General features: G+C 67.4%; 17 protein-coding genes. 10 read left to right on the forward strand and 7 right to left on the reverse strand.

Going from position 1 to position 18072, the window contains the following annotated elements; genetic code table 11:
• Positions 1-109: 109 nt before the first annotated feature.
• Positions 110-460, forward strand: a complete 351-nt coding sequence (locus AC1DKR_RS02945) for an SH3 domain-containing protein (RefSeq protein WP_478030999.1) — start codon at positions 110-112, stop codon at positions 458-460.
• 206 nt (positions 461-666) lie between these two features.
• On the opposite strand, the gene serS is transcribed toward AC1DKR_RS02945, so the two are convergent.
• On the reverse strand, positions 667-1947 hold the full coding sequence (serS, locus tag AC1DKR_RS02950) for a serine--tRNA ligase (protein WP_025878753.1): 1281 nt from the start codon (positions 1945-1947) through the stop codon (positions 667-669).
• A gap of 113 nt (positions 1948-2060) precedes the next feature.
• Between serS and AC1DKR_RS02955 the strand changes: the two genes are divergently transcribed.
• Positions 2061-2705, forward strand: a complete 645-nt coding sequence (locus AC1DKR_RS02955) for an energy transducer TonB (protein ID WP_033831456.1) — start codon at positions 2061-2063, stop codon at positions 2703-2705.
• Positions 2706-2823: 118 nt separating this feature from the next.
• Complete coding sequence (locus tag AC1DKR_RS02960; protein WP_033831457.1) at positions 2824-3393, forward strand: energy transducer TonB; 570 nt, start codon at positions 2824-2826, stop codon at positions 3391-3393.
• Positions 3394-3545: 152 nt separating this feature from the next.
• Here the strand turns inward: AC1DKR_RS02960 and aroA are convergent, their stop codons facing one another.
• From aroA to AC1DKR_RS02980, 4 genes are all read right to left on the reverse strand, one after another.
• Complete coding sequence (gene aroA / locus AC1DKR_RS02965) at positions 3546-4853, reverse strand: 3-phosphoshikimate 1-carboxyvinyltransferase (RefSeq protein WP_478031003.1); 1308 nt, start codon at positions 4851-4853, stop codon at positions 3546-3548.
• Positions 4854-4927: 74 nt separating this feature from the next.
• Entirely contained in the window at positions 4928-6118 is a 1191-nt protein-coding gene (gene pheA, locus AC1DKR_RS02970; protein ID WP_025878757.1) for a prephenate dehydratase, read from the reverse strand.
• A gap of 51 nt (positions 6119-6169) precedes the next feature.
• On the reverse strand, positions 6170-7255 hold the full coding sequence (serC, locus tag AC1DKR_RS02975) for a 3-phosphoserine/phosphohydroxythreonine transaminase (protein WP_033831459.1): 1086 nt from the start codon (positions 7253-7255) through the stop codon (positions 6170-6172).
• Positions 7256-7418: 163 nt separating this feature from the next.
• Positions 7419-8228 carry an FHA domain-containing protein gene (locus tag AC1DKR_RS02980; RefSeq protein ID WP_025876986.1) on the reverse strand — a complete coding sequence of 270 codons (810 nt, stop codon included), beginning with the start codon at positions 8226-8228 and terminating at the stop codon, positions 7419-7421.
• A gap of 125 nt (positions 8229-8353) precedes the next feature.
• Here AC1DKR_RS02980 and AC1DKR_RS02985 point away from each other — a divergent pair, with 125 nt between their 5' ends.
• The 3 genes from AC1DKR_RS02985 (at position 8354) to AC1DKR_RS02995 (ending at position 10456) form a co-directional block, all read left to right on the forward strand.
• Positions 8354-8629 carry a polyhydroxyalkanoic acid system family protein gene (locus tag AC1DKR_RS02985; RefSeq protein ID WP_025876985.1) on the forward strand — a complete coding sequence of 92 codons (276 nt, stop codon included), beginning with the start codon at positions 8354-8356 and terminating at the stop codon, positions 8627-8629.
• Between the two features lie 80 nt (positions 8630-8709).
• A complete protein-coding gene (locus AC1DKR_RS02990) occupies positions 8710-9201 on the forward strand; it encodes a phasin family protein (RefSeq protein WP_025876984.1) in 492 nt (163 codons plus the stop codon).
• 238 nt (positions 9202-9439) lie between these two features.
• The gene (locus AC1DKR_RS02995; RefSeq protein WP_478031005.1) at positions 9440-10456 is read left to right on the forward strand and encodes a restriction endonuclease; all 1017 of its coding nucleotides are present in this window, start codon (positions 9440-9442) and stop codon (positions 10454-10456) included.
• A gap of 131 nt (positions 10457-10587) precedes the next feature.
• On the opposite strand, the gene hutC is transcribed toward AC1DKR_RS02995, so the two are convergent.
• Positions 10588-11316 carry a histidine utilization repressor gene (gene hutC, locus AC1DKR_RS03000; RefSeq protein WP_165377534.1) on the reverse strand — a complete coding sequence of 243 codons (729 nt, stop codon included), beginning with the start codon at positions 11314-11316 and terminating at the stop codon, positions 10588-10590.
• A gap of 28 nt (positions 11317-11344) precedes the next feature.
• Entirely contained in the window at positions 11345-12715 is a 1371-nt protein-coding gene (locus AC1DKR_RS03005) for a formimidoylglutamate deiminase (protein ID WP_478031008.1), read from the reverse strand.
• 67 nt (positions 12716-12782) lie between these two features.
• On the opposite strand from AC1DKR_RS03005, the gene hutI reads away from it, so the two are divergent.
• Genes hutI through hutU form a run of 4 tightly spaced genes read left to right on the forward strand, consistent with a single transcriptional unit; the run spans position 12783 to position 18059 of the window.
• Positions 12783-14006: an imidazolonepropionase gene (gene hutI / locus AC1DKR_RS03010; protein ID WP_478031011.1), complete on the forward strand. Its 1224-nt coding sequence runs from the start codon at positions 12783-12785 to the stop codon at positions 14004-14006.
• A complete protein-coding gene (hutH, locus tag AC1DKR_RS03015; RefSeq protein ID WP_478031013.1) occupies positions 14003-15544 on the forward strand; it encodes a histidine ammonia-lyase in 1542 nt (513 codons plus the stop codon). The genes hutI and hutH overlap by 4 nt, the downstream gene beginning before the upstream one ends.
• Positions 15541-16395, forward strand: a complete 855-nt coding sequence (gene hutG / locus AC1DKR_RS03020; protein ID WP_025876972.1) for an N-formylglutamate deformylase — start codon at positions 15541-15543, stop codon at positions 16393-16395. Before hutH ends, hutG begins: the two co-directional genes overlap by 4 nt.
• Positions 16392-18059, forward strand: coding sequence for a urocanate hydratase (gene hutU, locus AC1DKR_RS03025; RefSeq protein WP_478031016.1), 1668 nt, complete (start codon positions 16392-16394; stop codon positions 18057-18059). Before hutG ends, hutU begins: the two co-directional genes overlap by 4 nt.
• Positions 18060-18072: the final 13 nt, after the last annotated feature.

An 18072-nucleotide genomic window follows, 5' to 3' on the forward strand; every position in this document is an offset into this window, starting at 1 on the left:
TCTCTCCCTCGTCTGGGCGCTGAACGCGGGCCGGGATTCCCTCCCCCATCCCGGCCCACCCTGGCGGTCCTGCTTTTGCGGGGCCGCTTTTTTTTGCCATCATGGGGCGATGGACTACATCGTGATGGCTGCGCACCGCAGCGAATTTCCGCACCCGATCACCCTGCACCGTGGCCAGGCACTGGTGGTGGGCGAACGTTATGAGGGACCCGAGGGTTGGGAGGACTGGTTTCTGTGCGAGGCCGAGGGGCAGCAGCCGGGGTTCGTGCCGGCGCCGGTGATCGGTCGCGATTCGCAGGGTGGCGCGTTTGCCACGGAGGATTACTGCGCGCGGGAGCTTGATGTGGACCCGGGGCAGCACCTGCGCGGCGTGCGCACGCTCAATGGGTGGGCGTGGTGTGTGCCGCAGGCGGGGGAAGCGGGCTGGGTGCCGCTGGAAAAGCTGCGCGCAGCGGGTTGATGGATTGCGCTATCCACGCATGGCGTGGATCTACTGCAAAGCCCTAAGCCCCCAGCGCATGGATGCCGCACCGCCTCAGTAGATCCACGCCATGCGTGGATGCCACACCGCCCAGTAGATCCACGCCATGCGTGGATGAGGTGCCATGCAAGCATGGCACCCACCAAAGCCAGAGCAGTGCCATGCAAGCATGGCATCTACCGGGTTCAGCCAATGGTTTCGATACCGCCCATGTACGGGCGCAGGGCTTCAGGCACGGTGATGCTGCCGTCGGCGTTCTGGTAATTCTCCATCACCGCGATCATCGCGCGGCCGACGGCCACGCCCGAGCCGTTCAGGGTGTGCGCCAGCTCCGGCTTGCCGGTGGCCGGGTTGCGCCAGCGGGCCTGCATGCGGCGGGCCTGGAAGTCACCACAGTTCGAGCACGAGGAAATCTCGCGGTAGGTCTCCTGCGACGGCAGCCAGACTTCCAGGTCGTAGGTCTTGATGGCCGAGAAGCCCATGTCGCCGGTGCACAGCAGCACCTTGCGGTACGGCAGGCCCAGCTTTTCCAGCACCACTTCGGCGCAGCGGGTCATGCGCTGGTGTTCGGCGTCGCTGTCTTCCGGGCGGCAGATCGAAACCAGCTCGACCTTCTCGAACTGATGCTGGCGGATCATGCCGCGCACGTCGCGGCCACCGCTGCCGGCTTCGGAACGGAAGCACAGCGAATGGGCGGTCATGCGCAGCGGCAGGCGCTCGGCGTCGAGGATCTCGTCGCGGGCAATATTGGTCAGCGAGATTTCCGAGGTCGAGATGAGGTAACGCTTCTGCTCACCCAGCTGGGTGATGAACATGTCCTCTTCGAACTTGGGCAGCTGGCCGGTGCCGTACAGGCTGTCGGCGTTGACGATCACCGGCACGTTGGTTTCCTGGTACTCGTGCTCGCCGCTGTGCAGGTCGAGCATGAACTGGGCCAGGGCGCGATGCAGGCGGGCGATCGGGCCACGCAGCACGGTGAAGCGCGAACCGGACAGCTTGGCGGCGGTCTCGCCGTCCAGCCACTTGTTGCGGGCGCCCAGTTCGACGTGGTCGAGCACCTTGAAATCGAACTGGCGCGGGGTACCCCAGCGCGACTGCTCGACGTTCTCGCTCTCGTCGGCGCCGGCCGGCACGTCATCGGCGGGAATGTTCGGGATACCCATGGAGATCGTGTCGATCTTCTCGCGCAGCTCGTCCAGGGCCACTTCCGAGGCCTTCAGCTCATCGGCGAACGCGGCGACCTCGGCCATGATGGCCGAAACGTCTTCGCCCTTGGCCTTGGCCTGGCCGATAGCCTTGGAACGGCTGTTGCGCAGGCTCTGCAGCTCCTGGGTCCGCACCTGGATGCGCTTGCGATCGGCCTCCAGTGACTCCAGGGCAGACACGTCGAGCTCGAAGCCGCGGCTGGTGCGCAGGCGTTCGGCGAGGTCGGCGGGCTGGTGGCGGAGCAGGGCTGGATCAAGCATGGCAGGCGTCGTGGTGGGTAACAGGAACGGGATTATCGCCTGTTATACGGAATTCTGCCGCCCGGTTCATTCCGGCCGTGGCAGAATCGAGGCATTCCGTACTGGTCTGGTCCATGTCTGCTCCCCGTCCGTCGCCTGCCAAGTCGTTCACCGTGCATATCCCGCGCAACGCCCTGAAGATCGCCGGCATCGCCTTCGGCGTGGGCATCCTGCTGTTCGTGCTGGTCTGGCTGACCGGACGCGACAAGGAATTCTTCCGTGCCGACCCGGCCGCGCAGACGCCGCAGGAAACCGCCCAGGTGGAACCGCTGCCCGAACCACTGGCCGCGGCGGCAGGTTCCAGCGACATGCCAGACGCCAAGCCGGCCCCGGTGCCGGACGAGGGAGATGCGCCGAAGCTGGTGGAAACCGCCCCGCCCCCGCCACCGGCCACGGTTGAACCCGCTCCGGCCGCGCCGGGTACTGCGGCACCGGCAACCGCCAATGCGCAGCCGATGCCGATTGCCGGCCAGTCGCCGCCGCCGGCCTACCCGGCCGCCGCCCTGCGACGCGGTGAAGCGGGCAGCGTGGTGGTGCGGGTGGAGGTGGACGCCACCGGCTACCCGAACAACGTGACGGTGATCCAGCGCAGCGGTTCGCGCGAACTGGACCGTGCAGCGACGGACGCGGTGCGTCGCTGGCGCTTCAGCCCCGCAGTCAGCAATGGCCAGCCGGTACCCGGCAGCATTGAAGTGCCGTTCGACTTCAAGCCGCAGTAACTGAACGCTTCCCCGCAGAAAAGCTGAACCTTGCAGGTCGCGTTGACGCAATGCTGACACGCTGCGACGCCGCCTCGGGCAACACTCTGGGCGTCGTTACTGACGTGAGGAGTTTGCGATGACTGCCACCACCCACGAGAACCTTCATTCGCCGCAACTGCAGCAGGACGGTGCGCTCGAGCCGCGCTCCGCCTCCCCTTGGCTTTGGCTGGCCCTGATCGTGGCAATGTTCGCCGCGGCACTGGTCTGGCTGCGATTCTCCAGCCATGACGACGTTGCGCCTGCGCCGGTAAGCGAGCGCATGCTGCCGGCCACGGAAACGCCGGTTGCTACCGCGCCTGTCCCGGCTGCACGACAGGCCGCACCCACGCAGAGTGAGCGCAAGGCGGCCCCGGCCGTTCGCAACCGTGAGGCGCGTCCGCTGGCCAGCAACAGCAAGCCGAACTATCCGGCTGCTGCGCTGCGTAGCGGCGTGCAGGGCAGCGTGGTTGCCAGCTTGAACGTGGATACCCGCGGCAACGTGACCGACGCTGCGATCGTGTCGCGCAGTGGTGAGCGCAGCCGCGACCTGGACCGTGCCGTGCTGAACACCGTGCAGGGCTGGAAGTTCGAGCCGGCCATGCATCAGGGCCGTGCGGTGGCCAGCGTGGTACGCGTGCCGGTGGATTTCCGTACCGAGCAGCGTTGATCACCGATTGACGCCTGAAATGAAAACGGAGGCCTGGGCCTCCGTTTTTTTTGCGCCTGCCGGAGACCGGTAGTGCCGGCCGCTGGCCGGCAACCCCATGAACCTTTGGCGGGACGCGCGAGATGCCGGCCAGCGGCCGGCACTCCCCCCGATCAGGCCAGGTTGAAGCCGGCGCTGCGAGCCAGTCCGTCGAAATCCGGGAAGGACGTTGCGACATTGGCGATGTCGTTGATGCGCACTTCGCCGTGGCTGATCTGGCCGGCAATGGCGAAGGCCATCGCGATGCGATGATCACCGTGGCTTTCGATGGTGCCACTGCCCAGCGATACGCCGCCGTGCAGGGTGGCGCCATCTTCGGTTTCGTCCACCTGCATGCCCAGCGCCCGCAGGCCGGTCGCCATCGCGGCCAGGCGATCGGATTCCTTCACCCGCAGCTCGGCGGCGCCGGTCACCACGGTCTGGCCTTCGGCGGCAGCAGCGGCCACGAACAATGCCGGGAACTCGTCGATCATGTCCGGCACCAGCTCTTCGGGAATACGCGCACCTTTCAGCGGCGCGTAGCGCACCACCAGATCGGCCACAGGTTCACCGCCCTGCTCTGCCGGGTTCTCTTCGGTGATGTCCGCGCCCATCAGGCGCAGCGCGTGCAGCAGGCCGGTACGGCGCGGATTGAGGCCGACCTGCTTCAGGCGCAGTTCGGAGCCGGGAATGATGCTGGCCGCGACCAGGAAAAACGCGGCCGAGGAGAAGTCGGCCGGCACCACGATATCGGTCGCGCGCAGGCGCTGGCCACCACGCAGGCGGGCGTTGCCCGGCGAGAACGCGATGTCCACGCCGAACGCGGACAGCATGCGCTCGGTGTAGTCGCGGGTCGGGTGCGGTTCGGTCACGCTGGTTTCGCCGTGCGCGTACAGGGCGGCCAGCAGCACGGCGGACTTGATCTGCGCACTGGCCACCGGCGAGGCAAAGTCGATGCCGTGCAGCGTCTGCCCGCCATGCACGTGCAGCGGCGGCGTGCCGTCTTCCTCGGTGTCGATCTTCGCGCCCATCTGCGACAGCGGACCGGTGACGCGGCGCATCGGACGGCCGGACAACGATTCGTCGCCGACCAGCGTGCAGTCGAATGCCTGACCGGCCAGCAGGCCGGCCAGCAGGCGCATGCCGGTGCCGGCATTGCCACAGTCGAGCGGTGCGCTGGGTGCCTGCAGGCCATCGATGCCGACGCCGTGCACGATGCGCTGCGACGCACTGGGGGTTTCGATGCGCACGCCCAGCTGGCTGAAGATGCGCGCGGTGGCGCGGGTGTCTTCGCCTTCCAGGAAGCCTTCGATATGCGAGGTGCCATCGGCCAGCGCGGCGAACATCACCGAGCGGTGCGAGACCGACTTGTCGCCGGGAATGGTCAGGCTGCCCTGCAGGGGCTGGCCCTTGCGGGCGATCCAGTGCTGCGCGTTGCTCATCGTTGAATGGTTCCGTAAACGCCGGATCGCCGGCGGTGCATCAGGGGCGGCGGCCGCAGCCGCCGCAGCAGGGATCAGGGCACGGCTACCGGATAGGAGCCAAGCACCTTGATCTGCGCCGAGTGCGCTTCCAGTTCGGCAAGTGCGGCCTGCATCGGCGCGTCGTCGATGTGACCGGCCAGGTCGATGAAGAAGCCGTATTCCCACTTGCCGTGGTGCGAGGGGCGCGACTCGATGCGGTTCATGCTGATGCCATGGCGCGCGAACGGGCTGAGCACATCGAACAGCGCGCCGGGCTTGTCATGGATGAACACCAGCACCGAGGTGCGGTCATGGCCGGAGGTCGGGAAGATGTTGCGCCCCACCACCAGGAAACGGGTGGTGTTGTCGGCATCGTTCTGGATCGGCTTGGTGACGACCTTCTTCAGGCCGTACACATGGCCGGCGCTCTCGCCGCCAATGGCCGCGGCATCGTCGGCGTTGCGCGCACGGCGCGCACCTTCGGCGTTGCTGGCCACCGGGATCTTCTCGGCCTTGGGCAGGTTGGCGCGCATCCATGCCGAGGTCTGCATGAACGACTGCGGATGGCCGTAGACGCGTTCGATGTCCTCGATGCGGCCACTGCGCGACATCAGGTACTGCTGCACGCGCAGTTCCACTTCGCCGCAGATCTTCAGGTTGGAAGTGAGGAACATGTCCAGGGTGATCTGGATGGTGCCCTGCCCCGAGTTTTCCACCGGCACCACGCCGAAATCAGCGTTGCCCGCTTCCACTTCCTGGAACACTTCTTCGATGCTGGCCATCGGCAGGCCCAGCGCCGAGCGGCCGAAGTGCTTGAGCACGGCCTGCTGGCTGAAGGTACCTTCCGGACCGAGGTAGCCGATCTTCAACGGCTCCTGCTGGGCCAGGCAGGCCGACATGATTTCGCGGTAGACGTGCACCAGCAGCTCATCGCTGAGCGGGCCTTCGTTGCGATCCACCACCATGCGCAGCACCTGCGCCTCGCGCTCGGGGCGGTAGTAGTCGACGGCGGCGGCGAGCTTGCCCTTGGCCTTGCCGACCTGGTGGGCGAACTGTGCGCGTTCGGCGATCAGGCTCTGGATGTCACGGTCGATCTGGTCGATCTTCGAACGCACATCGGCCAGTGCCAGTGGCGCCAGGGTCGGCACCGCGGTTGCCTTCGACTTGCCCTTGGGCTTGGAAGTGGCGCTGTCCTTGGCCGGCTCGGCCTTCTTCGACGCCTTCTTGCTGGGTTTGCTTGCCATCGGAATTCCTTGTTGCGGGGCGCGCACCCGACGATGCGCGCCGTTCATTGCTCAGCCGTGACGCTGCTGGAAATCGGCCATGAAGGCGACCAGCGCCTCGGCCCCGGCCAGCGGCATGGCGTTGTAGAGCGAGGCGCGGATGCCACCGACCACCTTGTGACCCTTCAGCGCCAGCAGGCCGGCGGCCTTGGCATCGGCGACGAAACGGGCATCGAGGTCGGTGCTGGGCAGGAAGAACGGGATGTTCATCCGCGAGCGAGCCGAATGGGCGACCTCGTTGCGATAGAAGCCGCCGGAGGCATCGATGGCGCCGTACACCAGCGCGGCCTTGGCGGCGTTGCGCTTGGCGAACTCGACCACGCCACCTTCGGCCAGCATCCACTTGAACACCAGACCGGCCAGGTACCAGTTCCAGGTGGGCGGGGTGTTGAGCATGGAATCGCGGGCGACGTGCGAGCGGTAATCGAAGATGTCCGCGCGTGGCTGGCCACTACGCTCCAGCAGGTCGCGACGGATGATCATCACCGCGATGCCGACCGGGCCCAGGTTCTTCTGCGCACCGGCATAGATGACACCGTAGCGGCGCACGTCCAGCGGCTCGCTGGCGATGGACGAACTGAAGTCGGCCACCAGCGGCACGTTGCCGGTCTCGGGCACATCACGGAACTCAACGCCGTGGATGGTCTCGTTGGCAGTAATGTGCACGTACGCGGCGTCGGGAGAGAGCTGCCAACCGGCGCGCTCGGGCAGCTGGCGATAACCTTCGGCCTCGCTGCTGGCGGCGATGTTGACGTCCACGTAGGGGCTGGCCTGCTTGACTGCGGTCTTGCCCCAGTGGCCGGTGACCACGTAGTCGGCACGCTGGCCGGGGCTGGCGAAGTTGAGCGGGATCAACGCCTGCTGGGTGGTGGCGCCACCGGGCAGGAACAGCACCGCATAGTCCTCGGGAATGTCGAGCAGGCGACGCAGGTCGGCCTCGGCCTCGGCGGCCACGGACATGAACTCCGGACCGCGATGGCTCATTTCCACGATGGAGGCACCGCTACCGTGCCAGTCCAGCATTTCCGCCTGCGCCTGGCGCAGGACCGATTCCGGCAACGTTGCAGGGCCGGCACTGAAGTTGAACGCGCGCGTCATGGCACACCTGTGGGGCAAGACCCCTAGTATGCCGCACTGCACCAGCCTTGCGGCCTTGTGGCGCAAGGGAAATTTGGTTGCATCCGTATCCATTGCCGCGGCGGCACTACCCAAAGCGGGTTGGTCCGGGCGGTAGCGCCGGGCCATGCCCGGCGGAACGAATTCAGCGCGCGCCGAACCAGAGCAGCAGGCTGAGCACGGCTGCCAGCAGCAACGCACTGCCCAGCAGCCACGGCCAGCGCCGCACCCGACGCGGGGCGACCGGCACCACCGGTGCCTGTTCGGCTTCGTCGCTGCCTTCGTCATCGGCCAGTGGCGGTCGCCGGCGCGGGTCGTGCGGCACTTCCAGCACGAACCGGTGCTGGCCGTCGAACACGACCTGGTCGCCGGCCTGCAGCCAGCAGTGGCGTACGGCAACGCCGTTGACCCGGGTGCCATCGGCACTGCCCAGGTCGCGCAGCAGTACCCGCTCGCCGTGGACTTCCACCCGCGCGTGCTGTTCGGCGAAGGCGGGCTCATCGATCTCGATGTCGACATCGCTGCCACGGCCGATCACCCGCGCGCGCGACAGGGGGTAGCTGCGGCCGTGGTGCAGGCCGCCCACACCGCGCAGCAGGCGCTGCTCGTCACCGCTGCCTTCGACGCTGGCTGCCGGCGCCGGTGCCTGCAGCAGGGTGTCGACCTCGCCCTGCAGGACCATTTCCACGCCATCGACGTAGACCGCGTCGCCCGCCCTCAGCAGGGCCATGCGCCGCACCGGGCGACCATTCACATGGATGCCACGGATACCGTTGCCGACCTGCAGCCAGAGGCCGCGGTCGTCCATGCAGAACTGCGCAAGCAGCAGCGCGCCGTTGCCGGCATCACCGAGGCGCACGCTGCCGTTTGCCTGGCGCACGATGCGCTGCACCCCGGGCCGCAGCGGCTGGTCGGGCTGTTGTTGTTGACTGAAGTGAACTAGCAGGTTCTGCACGCGGCGCAGACTAGCAGGTTGGCCGCCCACGAAGAAGAACCTGCGATGAGCGCTTGGCGTGGGCGCCGTCGATGCGCACAATGCTCGCCCTCTCAATTGATCCCCGCCCTGCGCCAGGAGCCTGCATGTCCACCATCGATGTCCGCCACGCCCACACCCTGCCCGACACCCAGGCACGTGAAGCGATCGAGCAGGTTGCCGCCAAGCTGGGCGAACGCTTCGGCCTGAAGTCGTCGTGGGCCGCCGACGTGCTGAATTTCTCCGGCAGTGGCGTGGACGGTGCGATCGAACTGCAGCCGGGCGCGGTGCGGGTCACGGCCAAGCTGGGCTTCCTGCTGTCGGCAATGAAGGGCATGGTCGAAAGCGAGATCCAGCGCGTGTTGAAGGAAAAGCTGGGCTGAATCTGCGCTGCGGCCATCACGGCCCAGCAACGGCGCGCCGCGCTACTCTCGGGATAGGCCCAACTCCCACGGGGAATGCAATGAACCGTTACGAGAATGACGATCGCCGCGACGACGATGCCGGCTTCGGCGACCAGGCAGAGCGCTTTTCGCGCAAGCTGAGCGATTCGGCACAGCAGGTCTGGCTGGCTGGTTTGGGCGCCCTGGGGCGCGCGCAGGCAGAGGGAGGCCGGTTCTTCGATGGCCTGGTGAAGGAAGGCGAAGCCTGGGAAGCCCGCCGCCGTGAACGCAGCGGCGAGCAGGAACCGGGCTGGCGCGACAACGTCGAGCACTCGCTGGACGAAGCCCGCGAGAAGGCGTCCGGAACCTGGGACAAGGTCAACAAGGCCTTCGATGACCAGGTGCAGGGCGTACTCAAGCGACTGCACGTGCCGACCGCCGATCAGGTGACCGCGCTGGAAGCCCGCATCGATGCCCTGACCGCACGCCTGGCCAAGCTCGAACACCGTGCCTCCACCGACGTGGATGCTCCCTCGCCGGGCAGCCACCAGTCGCCGGGCAGCACGCCCTGAACCGCCTTTGTTGCAACGCAATAAATTTTCGTTGACAATCGCGTAGAACCCGCCAATCGCTTCGGCTGCCGTTTGTTCCCTCCCCTCACGGCTTCAGGATTGGCGGGTTTTTTCGTGTCTGGCGCATGCAGATCTGCGGGCTGCATCACGGTTGTTGTCGGGAACACCCTGACGCAATCAACCGGTCGGCCCTTTACACTGTGGGCTTCCGTTTTCGCCCCTTCCGTCGTCGCCCTGCATGCTTCCCTGGATTCTGGCCCTGCTGTCGGCCCTGCTTACCTGCACCCTGGCCACCGTCTATCTCTGGTGGTTCAAGCGCCGACGTACCGAAATGCAACTGGGCCTGCAGGCCCTGGCTGGCATGCACTGGCGCGAGTTTTCCACCCTGATCAAGCGCATGCTGCGCGAGCAGCGCGGCCTGCGTGAACTGCAGGACCCGAGCGAGGAAAGCCGTGAGCCGAGCAGCGATTTCCTGCTCAGCGATGGTCCGAACAACTGGCGGGTGTCGTGCAAGCACGGCCTGGCCTATCGCATCGGCACCGCTGCGGTGAACGAACTGGGTGCTGCCGCGCGGCTGGCAGGCGCCAAGGGCGGCATGCTGATCACCGAAGGCCGGGTTGAACGCGATGGCCTGGGCGCGGCGGAAAAGCAGGCAGTGGAAGTAATCGATGGTCCGCGCCTGTGGCCACTGCTGCAGCCCTACCTGCCGGCCGATGTTGAGACCCGCGTGCGCGCCATCGCCCGCCATGAGGCGCTGCGCCGCATCGCCATTGCCGCACTGGCCTCAGTGACGCTGGGCCTGCTGGTCGGGCTTGGCCTGCAGGGCCTGCGCCCGGAACAGGCGGACTCGGTCCCAGCACCGGCCGTTGCACCTGTAGCGCCGCCGGCTGCACGTCCTGTGCCGACGCCCGCCGCGCCGGAAAGCGCCGCGAATGCGCCCGCTCCCATGGACGCCGCAGCCGCGCCGCAGAATGGCGACGACACGCGCAGCAATCTCAACCCGGACGCTGCCACGCTGGACCGCTACCAGGCCGAACTGGCCCGCGCGCTGGCGGGGCAATCCGGCATCGCCAGCGGCGTCTGGCTGACCCGGCAGACGCTGGCCATCAACCGCACCGGTGAACTGGAAACGGTGTGGCCACGCGTGTGCCAGGAAGTGCTGCGCTACCCCGCCCTGCGCAACGTGCGCGTGCAGCTCAACGCCCGCCCCGGTGTGGATGAGCCGGTGCGCTGGCGGCAGTGCGCGACGTATTGATGGACTGAGGCGTGATGGTGCCGAGCTCGGCTGCTCGGCACCACATCCACGCATGGCGTGGATCTACTCACGGCGATTCATTCCCGCTTGGCTGAAAGCGCCCTGGGAAGAAGCCGAGCGTGGGTTCGCCCCTATCGCGTCCCAGGCGCGAAACGGGCGACCAGATCCCAGGCATCACCCAGGAACATCTGACGCACGCGGGTGATCGGCTGTTCGCCGCGCCAGGTCAGGCGCTCGATCACCAGGCAGGCGGTACCGGGCTTCACGTCCAGCAGCTTGGCGGTGGGCGCATCGGCGCCCCAGGCGCTGATGCGGTGCTGGGCGCGCGTCCACGACACGTTCTGCAGCAACCAGCTGCCCGGCGCGGTGGTGCTGAAATCCACCTCCAGCACCTCGGGCACGCCGACCGGGCTGATCAGGCGATGCTCCAGCGCCAGCGGCCGGCCATCGGCCAGATGCAGGCAGCGCATCGCCAGCAACTGCTCACTGCCGGCCAGTTCCACTTCGCCGGCATTGGCTGCCTCGGCCAGGCGCAGTTCACGCTGCAGCAGCCGGTAGCCGTACTGATGTCCGCGCGAGCCGACCTCCATTGCGATGTCCGGGATCTCCAGCGCCACCTGCTCCAGGTGCGGTGGCTGCCGAGCCACGAAGGAGCCCGCTCGGCGGCGGCGCTCGATCATGCCGCTCTCGGCCAACGCGGTCAGCACCTTGTTCACCGTCATGCGCGAGCACCCGTACTGCTCCATCAGTTCGTGCTCGTACGGGATACGGAAGCCCGGCGCCCACTCTCCGCTGAGGATGCGGCTTTCCAGGTCGCTGCGGATGCGCTGGTTGAGCGTGGCGGACTTGCTGGCCTTCACGTGGTGGAGTCTCGATGGTGGGAGGCGATCAGCCCAGCACGCCACGCAGGGCAGCGGCGAAGGCGCTGGTGATGGCCTCGCGCTGCAGGTGGCGGCCCTCGGCCACGCACTGGCGGCCATGGCGCCAGACCGATCGCAGCGCGCCATTACGTGCGGCGAACACCCAGCTGTCAAGCCATGCGTCACCGTGTCGCGCCTGCAACGCGGGGTGCGCGGCGTCCAGTTCAACCATGTCTGCGCTGGCACCCACCTGCAGGCCGGCAGCCACACCCAGCGCCTGTGCACCGCCCTGTAGTGCCCCTTCAAACAGAAAGCGCCCGGTGCTGCGGCCGGCATCCGGGGCCAACACGTTGCGACCCCGCAGGGTCAGGCGCTGGCCGTATTCCAGCAGGCGCAGCTCTTCTGCGGCATCGATCAGCACGTTGGAATCGGAGCCGACACCGAAGCGCCCGCCCTCGCGCGCGAAGGCCTGCATCGGGAACAGGCCGTCGCCCAGGTTGGCCTCGGTGATCGGGCACAGCCCGGCCACGGCGTTGCTGGCGACCATCTGCGTGCGCTCGTCGTCGGTGATGTGGGTGGCGTGCACCAGGCACCAGCGCGCATCGACAGGGGCATGCTCGTACAGCCACTGCACCGGTCGCCGGCCACTCCACGCCAGGCAGGCCTCGACCTCGCGTACCTGCTCGGCAATATGGATGTGTATCGGGCCATCGGTCAGCGGCAGCAGTGCGCTCAGCTCCTCGCCCGTCACCGCGCGCAGGCTGTGCGGGGCGATGCCCAGCACCGCATCGGGCAGCGTGGCCAGCGCGGTGCGGGCGCCATCGAGCAGCTGCGCGAACCCTTCGACGTCATGGATGAGGCGGCGCTGTGCCGGGTTCGGCGGCGCCCCACCGAAATCGGCGTGTGCATAGAACACCGGCAGCAGGGTCAGGCCGATGCCAGTCTGCGCGGCTGCAGCTGCAATCTGCGCGCTCATCTCGGCGCGATCGGCGTAGGGGCGGCCATCGGCATCGTGGTGCAGGTAGTGGAATTCGCCGACACGGGTGAAGCCGCTTTCCAGCATTTCCATGTAGGCCTGGGCGGCGATGGCCTGCACTGCGTCCGGGCGCAGATGGGCCAGGAAGCGGTACATCAGTTCGCGCCAGCTCCAGAAACTGTCGCCGTCGCCGCCACCGATCTCGGTCAGGCCGGCCATGCCGCGCTGGAAGGCGTGGCTGTGCAGGTTCGGCAGGCCCGGCACCAGGATGCCCACGCGGGTATCGCCTTGCTGCGCAGCCTGCCCACGCGTGACCGCGGCGATGCGTCCCTCCTGCACCTGCAAGCGGACGTCGGCGGCCCAGCCGTCGGCCAGCAGGGTGTGGGCGGCATGGAAGGAGTGCGCGGAACGCGAATCGGACATGGCTGGACAACCCGAATTGGACGCCTATATTGTATAGACATATAAGCACAGCCGCGTTGTGGATGCCATGCACGTCGATACCCTCTGGTCCAACGTCCACCTGATGACCCTCGATGGCGAGGGCCTGGGTGTCCTGCGCGATGCCGTACTGGCCGCCACCGATGGCCGCATCGTGCACGTCGGCCCCGCCGGCAGCGATGCCCATCTGCAGCCGACCACCCGCATCGACGGCGAAGGTCGCTGGATGTCGCCGGGCCTGATCGACTGCCACACCCACCTGGTCTACGCCGGCAACCGCGCCAACGAATTCGAGCAACGCCTGCAGGGCGTGAGCTATGCCGAGATCGCCCGTGCCGGAGGCGGTATCGTCTCCACGGTGCGCGCCACCCGTGCTGCCTCGCCAGAGCAGTTGGCACGCGAGAGCCGGCCGCGCCTGCTGGCGATGCGTGCCGAAGGCGTAACCACCATCGAGATCAAGTCCGGCTACGGCCTGACCCTGCAGGACGAGCGCAAGCAGCTGCAGGTGGCCCGCGCGCTGGGCGAGGAATGCCGGGTGAACGTGGTGCCGACCTTCCTCGGTGCGCATGCGGTGCCGCCCGGTCGCGAGGCGCAGGAATACACCGATGAGGTGTGCGAGGTGATGATTCCGGCCATCGCTGCAGAAGGCCTGGCCGAGGCCGTGGACATCTTCTGCGAGAACATCGCGTTCTCGCCGGCGCAGGCCCGTCAGGTATTCGAAGCTGCGCGTGCGCACGGGCTGGCGATCAAGATCCATGCCGAACAACTGAGCAACCAGCATGGCGCCGAACTGGCGGCCGGCTTCGGTGCGCTGTCGGCCGACCATATCGAACATCTGGACGACGCCGGCATTTCCGCGATGGCCGCCGCCGGTACCGTCGCCGTACTGCTGCCGGGCGCGTTCTACTTCACCCGCGATACCACCCTGCCGCCGATCGGCGCGCTGCGTGCGGCCGGCGTGCCGTTGGCACTGGCCACCGACAGCAACCCCGGCACCTCGCCGCTGACCAGCCCGCTGCTGGCAATGAACATGGGCGCCACCCTGTTCCGCCTGACCGTGGACGAGTGCATCGCCGGCTTCACCCGTGAAGCGGCGCGTGCGCTGGGCCATGGCGAGCGCATCGGCCGCCTGGCCGTCGGCATGGACTGCGACCTGGCGATCTGGGACATCGACGCCCCCGCCGACCTGGTCTATCGCATTGGATTCAACCCGCTGCACGCGCGCGTGGTGCGCGGACAGCCCGACCTGCCTGCCTCCTGGAGCAACACATGAGCAACACCCTGGTTCTTCGCCCCGGCCATGTCACCCTCGCCCAGTGGCGGCAGGCGTATCGCGGTGCGCCGCTGTCGCTTGACCCGGCCGCGTTGCCGGCGGTGCGTGCCAGTGCCGCAACGGTGGCTGCCATCGTCGCCAAGGGCGCACCGGTGTATGGCATCAACACCGGTTTCGGCAAGCTGGCCAGCGTGCGCATCGAGCGCGAGGACCTGGCCACCCTGCAGCGAAACATCGTGCTTTCGCACGCAGCGGGCGTCGGTGAGCCGATGCCGGCCAACGTGGTGCGCCTGATGATGGCGCTGAAGCTGGTCAGCCTGGCCCAGGGCGCTTCGGGCGTGCGCGAGGAAACGCTGCTGCTGTTGGAAGCGCTGCTCGTGAAGGGGGTAGTGCCGGCGGTGCCAGCGCAGGGCTCGGTCGGTGCTTCGGGTGATCTCGCTCCGCTCTCGCATCTGGCAGGGGTGATGATCGGCGTTGGCGAAGCCTTCGTCGGTGGCGAGCGCTTGCCGGCGGTCGACGCACTGGCGCGTGCCGGCCTGCAGCCGGTCGAGCTGGGCGCGAAGGAAGGCCTGGCCCTGCTCAACGGCACCCAGTTCTCCACCGCCTATGCGCTGGCCGGTCTGTTCGAAATCGAAACCGTGTTCCAGGCCGCACTGGTCACCGGCGCGCTGTCTGTGGAAGCGGCCAAGGGCTCGGATACGCCGTTCGATCCGCGTATCCATGCGCTGCGTGGCCAGCGTGGGCAGATCGCCACCGCCGCCACCCTGCGCACGCTGATGCAGGATTCGGGTATCCGCGAATCGCACCGCGACAACGACGTGCGCGTGCAGGACCCGTACTGCCTGCGCTGCCAGCCGCAGGTGATGGGCGCGGCGCTGGACATCCTGCGCCAGGCCGCGACCACGCTGGAAATCGAAGCCAACGGCGTGTCCGACAACCCGCTGGTGTTCACCGATACCGGCGAGGCACTGTCCGGCGGCAACTTCCATGCCGAGCCGGTGGCCTTTGCCGCCGACATGCTGGCGATGGCGGTGTGCGAAATCGGTTCGATCAGCGAGCGCCGCCTGGCGATGCTGGTCGACCCTGCGCTGTCCGGCCTACCGGCCTTCCTGACCCCGCGTCCGGGTTTGAACTCCGGCTTCATGATTCCACAGGTGACCGCCGCTGCACTGGTGTCGGAAAACAAGCAGCGCGCGTACCCGGCCAGCGTCGATTCGATTCCCACCTCGGCCAACCAGGAAGACCACGTGTCGATGGCCGCGCACGGTGCACGCCGCCTGATGCAGATGGCCGAGAACGCGGCCAACGTGATCGGCATCGAGCTGCTGGCCGCTGCGCAGGGCTGCGACTTCCATGCGCCGCTGCGCTCCAGCAACGCACTGGAGAACGTGCGCGCCACGCTGCGTGCACAGGTGCCGACGCTGGAAGAAGATCGCTACTTCCACCCGGACATGGTGATCGCGACCGATCTGGTTCGCAGCGGCGTGCTGGCCAAGGGCCTGGCCGAGCTGCTGCCCACGGTGGAACCGCAGGCATGAACGGCCATCCCGAATGGCTGACCGTGCACGAAGGCGATGCGCCGCTGATCGTCAGCTTCCCGCACACCGGCAGCGAACTGCCGCATGACCTGATCGGCGATTTCCACTCGCCGTGGTTGGCGCGCCGCGATGCCGACTGGTGGGTGCATGAGCTGTACGACTTCGCACGCGGCATGGGCGCGACCACCGTGCGCTCGGCCATCTCGCGTTCGGTGATCGACCTCAACCGCGACCCCAGCGGCGTGTCGCTGTACCCGGGGCAAAACACCACCGGCCTATGCCCGCTGACCACCTTCGACAACCAGCCGCTGTACCACGCCGGTCGCGAGCCGGACGACGCTGAGATTGCCCGGCGCCGCGACACGTATTTCGCGCCGTACCACAACGCACTGGCCACGCAGATCGCACGCCTGCGTGCGCGGCACGGCACCGTGGTGGTGTACGACGCGCATTCGATCCGTTCGCACATCCCGCACCTGTTCGAGGGCGAGTTGCCGCAGTTCAATCTCGGCACCGCCGGGCCGTCCGGTGCACCGGACACCTCCTGCGACAACGCACTGAGCGATGTGGTGGAAAACCTGCTGGCGCTCAGCGGCATGAGCCAGGTGCGCAACGGCCGCTTCAAGGGCGGCTGGATCACCCGCCACTACAGCAGCATTGCCGGTGGTGTGCACAGCCTGCAGATGGAACTGGCCTGCCGCGGCTACATGCACGAGCCCCTGCCCGACCAGGTGGACGAGCACAGCTGGCCCACCCCGCTCGACCCCGACCACGCCGCACCGCTGCGCCATACCCTGGCGCAGGTGCTCAATGCCTGCCTTGAATTCGCTACGAACCGGAGCGCCGCATGACCCGCAACGACCCGTCCCGCACCATCGCCGCACCGACCGGCACCACGCTTACCGCAAAGAGTTGGCTGACCGAAGCGCCGCTGCGCATGCTGATGAACAACCTGCACCCGGACGTGGCCGAGCGCCCGCAGGAACTGGTGGTGTACGGCGGCATCGGCCGTGCCGCACGCGATTGGGAGAGCTTCGATGCCATCGTCGAAACCCTCAAGCGCCTGGACGATGACCAGACCCTGCTGGTGCAGTCGGGCAAGCCGGTGGGCGTGTTCCGCACCCATGCCGATGCACCGCGCGTGCTGATTGCCAACTCCAACCTGGTACCGCGCTGGGCCAACTGGGATCACTTCAACGAGTTGGATAAGAAAGGCCTGGCGATGTATGGCCAGATGACTGCCGGCAGCTGGATCTACATCGGCGCGCAGGGCATCGTGCAGGGTACCTACGAGACCTTCGTGGAAATGGGCCGCCAGCACTACAACGGCAGCCTGGCTGGCAAGTGGCTGTTCACTGGCGGTCTGGGTGGCATGGGTGGCGCGCAGCCGCTGGCCGCGGTGATGGCCGGCGCCTCCTGCCTGGCAGTGGAATGCCGCAAGAGCAGCATCGAAATGCGCCTGCGTACCGGCTACCTGGATACCTGGACGGATGATCTGGACGAGGCCCTGCGCCTGATCGAAGAATCGTGCACCGCCAAAAAGCCGCTGTCGGTGGGCCTGCTCGGTAACGTTGCCGACGTGCTGGACGAACTGCTGATCCGCGGCGTGAAGCCGGACCTGCTGACCGACCAGACCTCCGCCCACGACCCGGTGAACGGCTACCTGCCGCAGGGCTGGACGGTGGAAGAATGGGATGCCAAGCGCGTGACCGCACCGAAGGACGTGGAAAAGGCCGCGCGTGCGTCGATGGCCAACCACATCCGCGCCATGCTCGGTTTCCACTCGCTGGGCGTGCCTACCGTGGATTACGGCAACAACCTGCGGCAGATGGCGCTGGAAGAAGGTGTCGAGGACGCGTTCGATTTTCCGGGTTTCGTGCCAGCCTACATCCGCCCGCTGTTCTGCCGCGGCATCGGCCCGTTCCGTTGGGCCGCGCTGAGCGGCGACCCGGAAGACATCGCCAAGACCGATGCCAAGGTGAAGGAGCTGATTCCGGACAACCCGCACCTGCACCGCTGGCTGGACATGGCCGCCGAGAAGATCAAGTTCCAGGGCCTGCCCGCGCGCATCTGCTGGGTTGGTCTGGGCGATCGTGATCGACTGGGCCTGGCCTTCAACGAGATGGTGGCCAACGGTGAACTGAAGGCGCCAGTGGTGATCGGTCGCGACCATCTGGACAGCGGCAGCGTGGCCTCGCCGAACCGCGAAACCGAGGCCATGCAGGACGGCTCCGATGCAGTGTCTGACTGGCCGCTGCTCAATGCCCTGCTCAACACCGCCAGTGGCGCGACGTGGGTGTCGCTGCACCACGGCGGCGGCGTGGGCATGGGCTTCTCGCAGCACGCCGGCATGGTGATCGTCTGCGATGGCACTGAAGCGGCGGCCAAGCGCATTGCACGCGTGCTGTGGAACGACCCGGCCACCGGCGTGATGCGCCATGCCGATGCCGGGTATGAGATCGCGATTGAGTGCGCGAAGGAAAAGGGTCTGGATCTGCCGGGAATCCTCGGCTGATCGCAGGGGTGCC

The sequence above is a fragment of the Stenotrophomonas sp. 01N47 genome (assembly GCF_056399165.1).

Excerpts from the sequence above, each read along its gene's own strand:
- serC (WP_033831459.1), bottom strand. The coding sequence starts at position 7,255 with ATGACGCGCGCGTTCAACTTCAGTGCCGGCCCTGCAACGTTGCCGGAA.
- AC1DKR_RS02960 (WP_033831457.1), top strand. The coding sequence starts at position 2,824 with ATGACTGCCACCACCCACGAGAACCTTCATTCGCCGCAACTGCAGCAG.
- serS (WP_025878753.1), bottom strand. The coding sequence starts at position 1,947 with ATGCTTGATCCAGCCCTGCTCCGCCACCAGCCCGCCGACCTCGCCGAA.
- hutG (WP_025876972.1), top strand. The coding sequence starts at position 15,541 with ATGAACGGCCATCCCGAATGGCTGACCGTGCACGAAGGCGATGCGCCG.
- AC1DKR_RS02995 (WP_478031005.1), top strand. The coding sequence starts at position 9,440 with ATGCTTCCCTGGATTCTGGCCCTGCTGTCGGCCCTGCTTACCTGCACC.
- AC1DKR_RS02945 (WP_478030999.1), top strand. The coding sequence starts at position 110 with ATGGACTACATCGTGATGGCTGCGCACCGCAGCGAATTTCCGCACCCG.
- hutU (WP_478031016.1), top strand. The coding sequence starts at position 16,392 with ATGACCCGCAACGACCCGTCCCGCACCATCGCCGCACCGACCGGCACC.
- AC1DKR_RS03005 (WP_478031008.1), bottom strand. The coding sequence starts at position 12,715 with ATGTCCGATTCGCGTTCCGCGCACTCCTTCCATGCCGCCCACACCCTG.
- AC1DKR_RS02990 (WP_025876984.1), top strand. The coding sequence starts at position 8,710 with ATGAACCGTTACGAGAATGACGATCGCCGCGACGACGATGCCGGCTTC.
- aroA (WP_478031003.1), bottom strand. The coding sequence starts at position 4,853 with ATGAGCAACGCGCAGCACTGGATCGCCCGCAAGGGCCAGCCCCTGCAG.
- pheA (WP_025878757.1), bottom strand. The coding sequence starts at position 6,118 with ATGGCAAGCAAACCCAGCAAGAAGGCGTCGAAGAAGGCCGAGCCGGCC.
- hutI (WP_478031011.1), top strand. The coding sequence starts at position 12,783 with ATGCACGTCGATACCCTCTGGTCCAACGTCCACCTGATGACCCTCGAT.
- AC1DKR_RS02955 (WP_033831456.1), top strand. The coding sequence starts at position 2,061 with ATGTCTGCTCCCCGTCCGTCGCCTGCCAAGTCGTTCACCGTGCATATC.
- AC1DKR_RS02985 (WP_025876985.1), top strand. The coding sequence starts at position 8,354 with ATGTCCACCATCGATGTCCGCCACGCCCACACCCTGCCCGACACCCAG.
- hutH (WP_478031013.1), top strand. The coding sequence starts at position 14,003 with ATGAGCAACACCCTGGTTCTTCGCCCCGGCCATGTCACCCTCGCCCAG.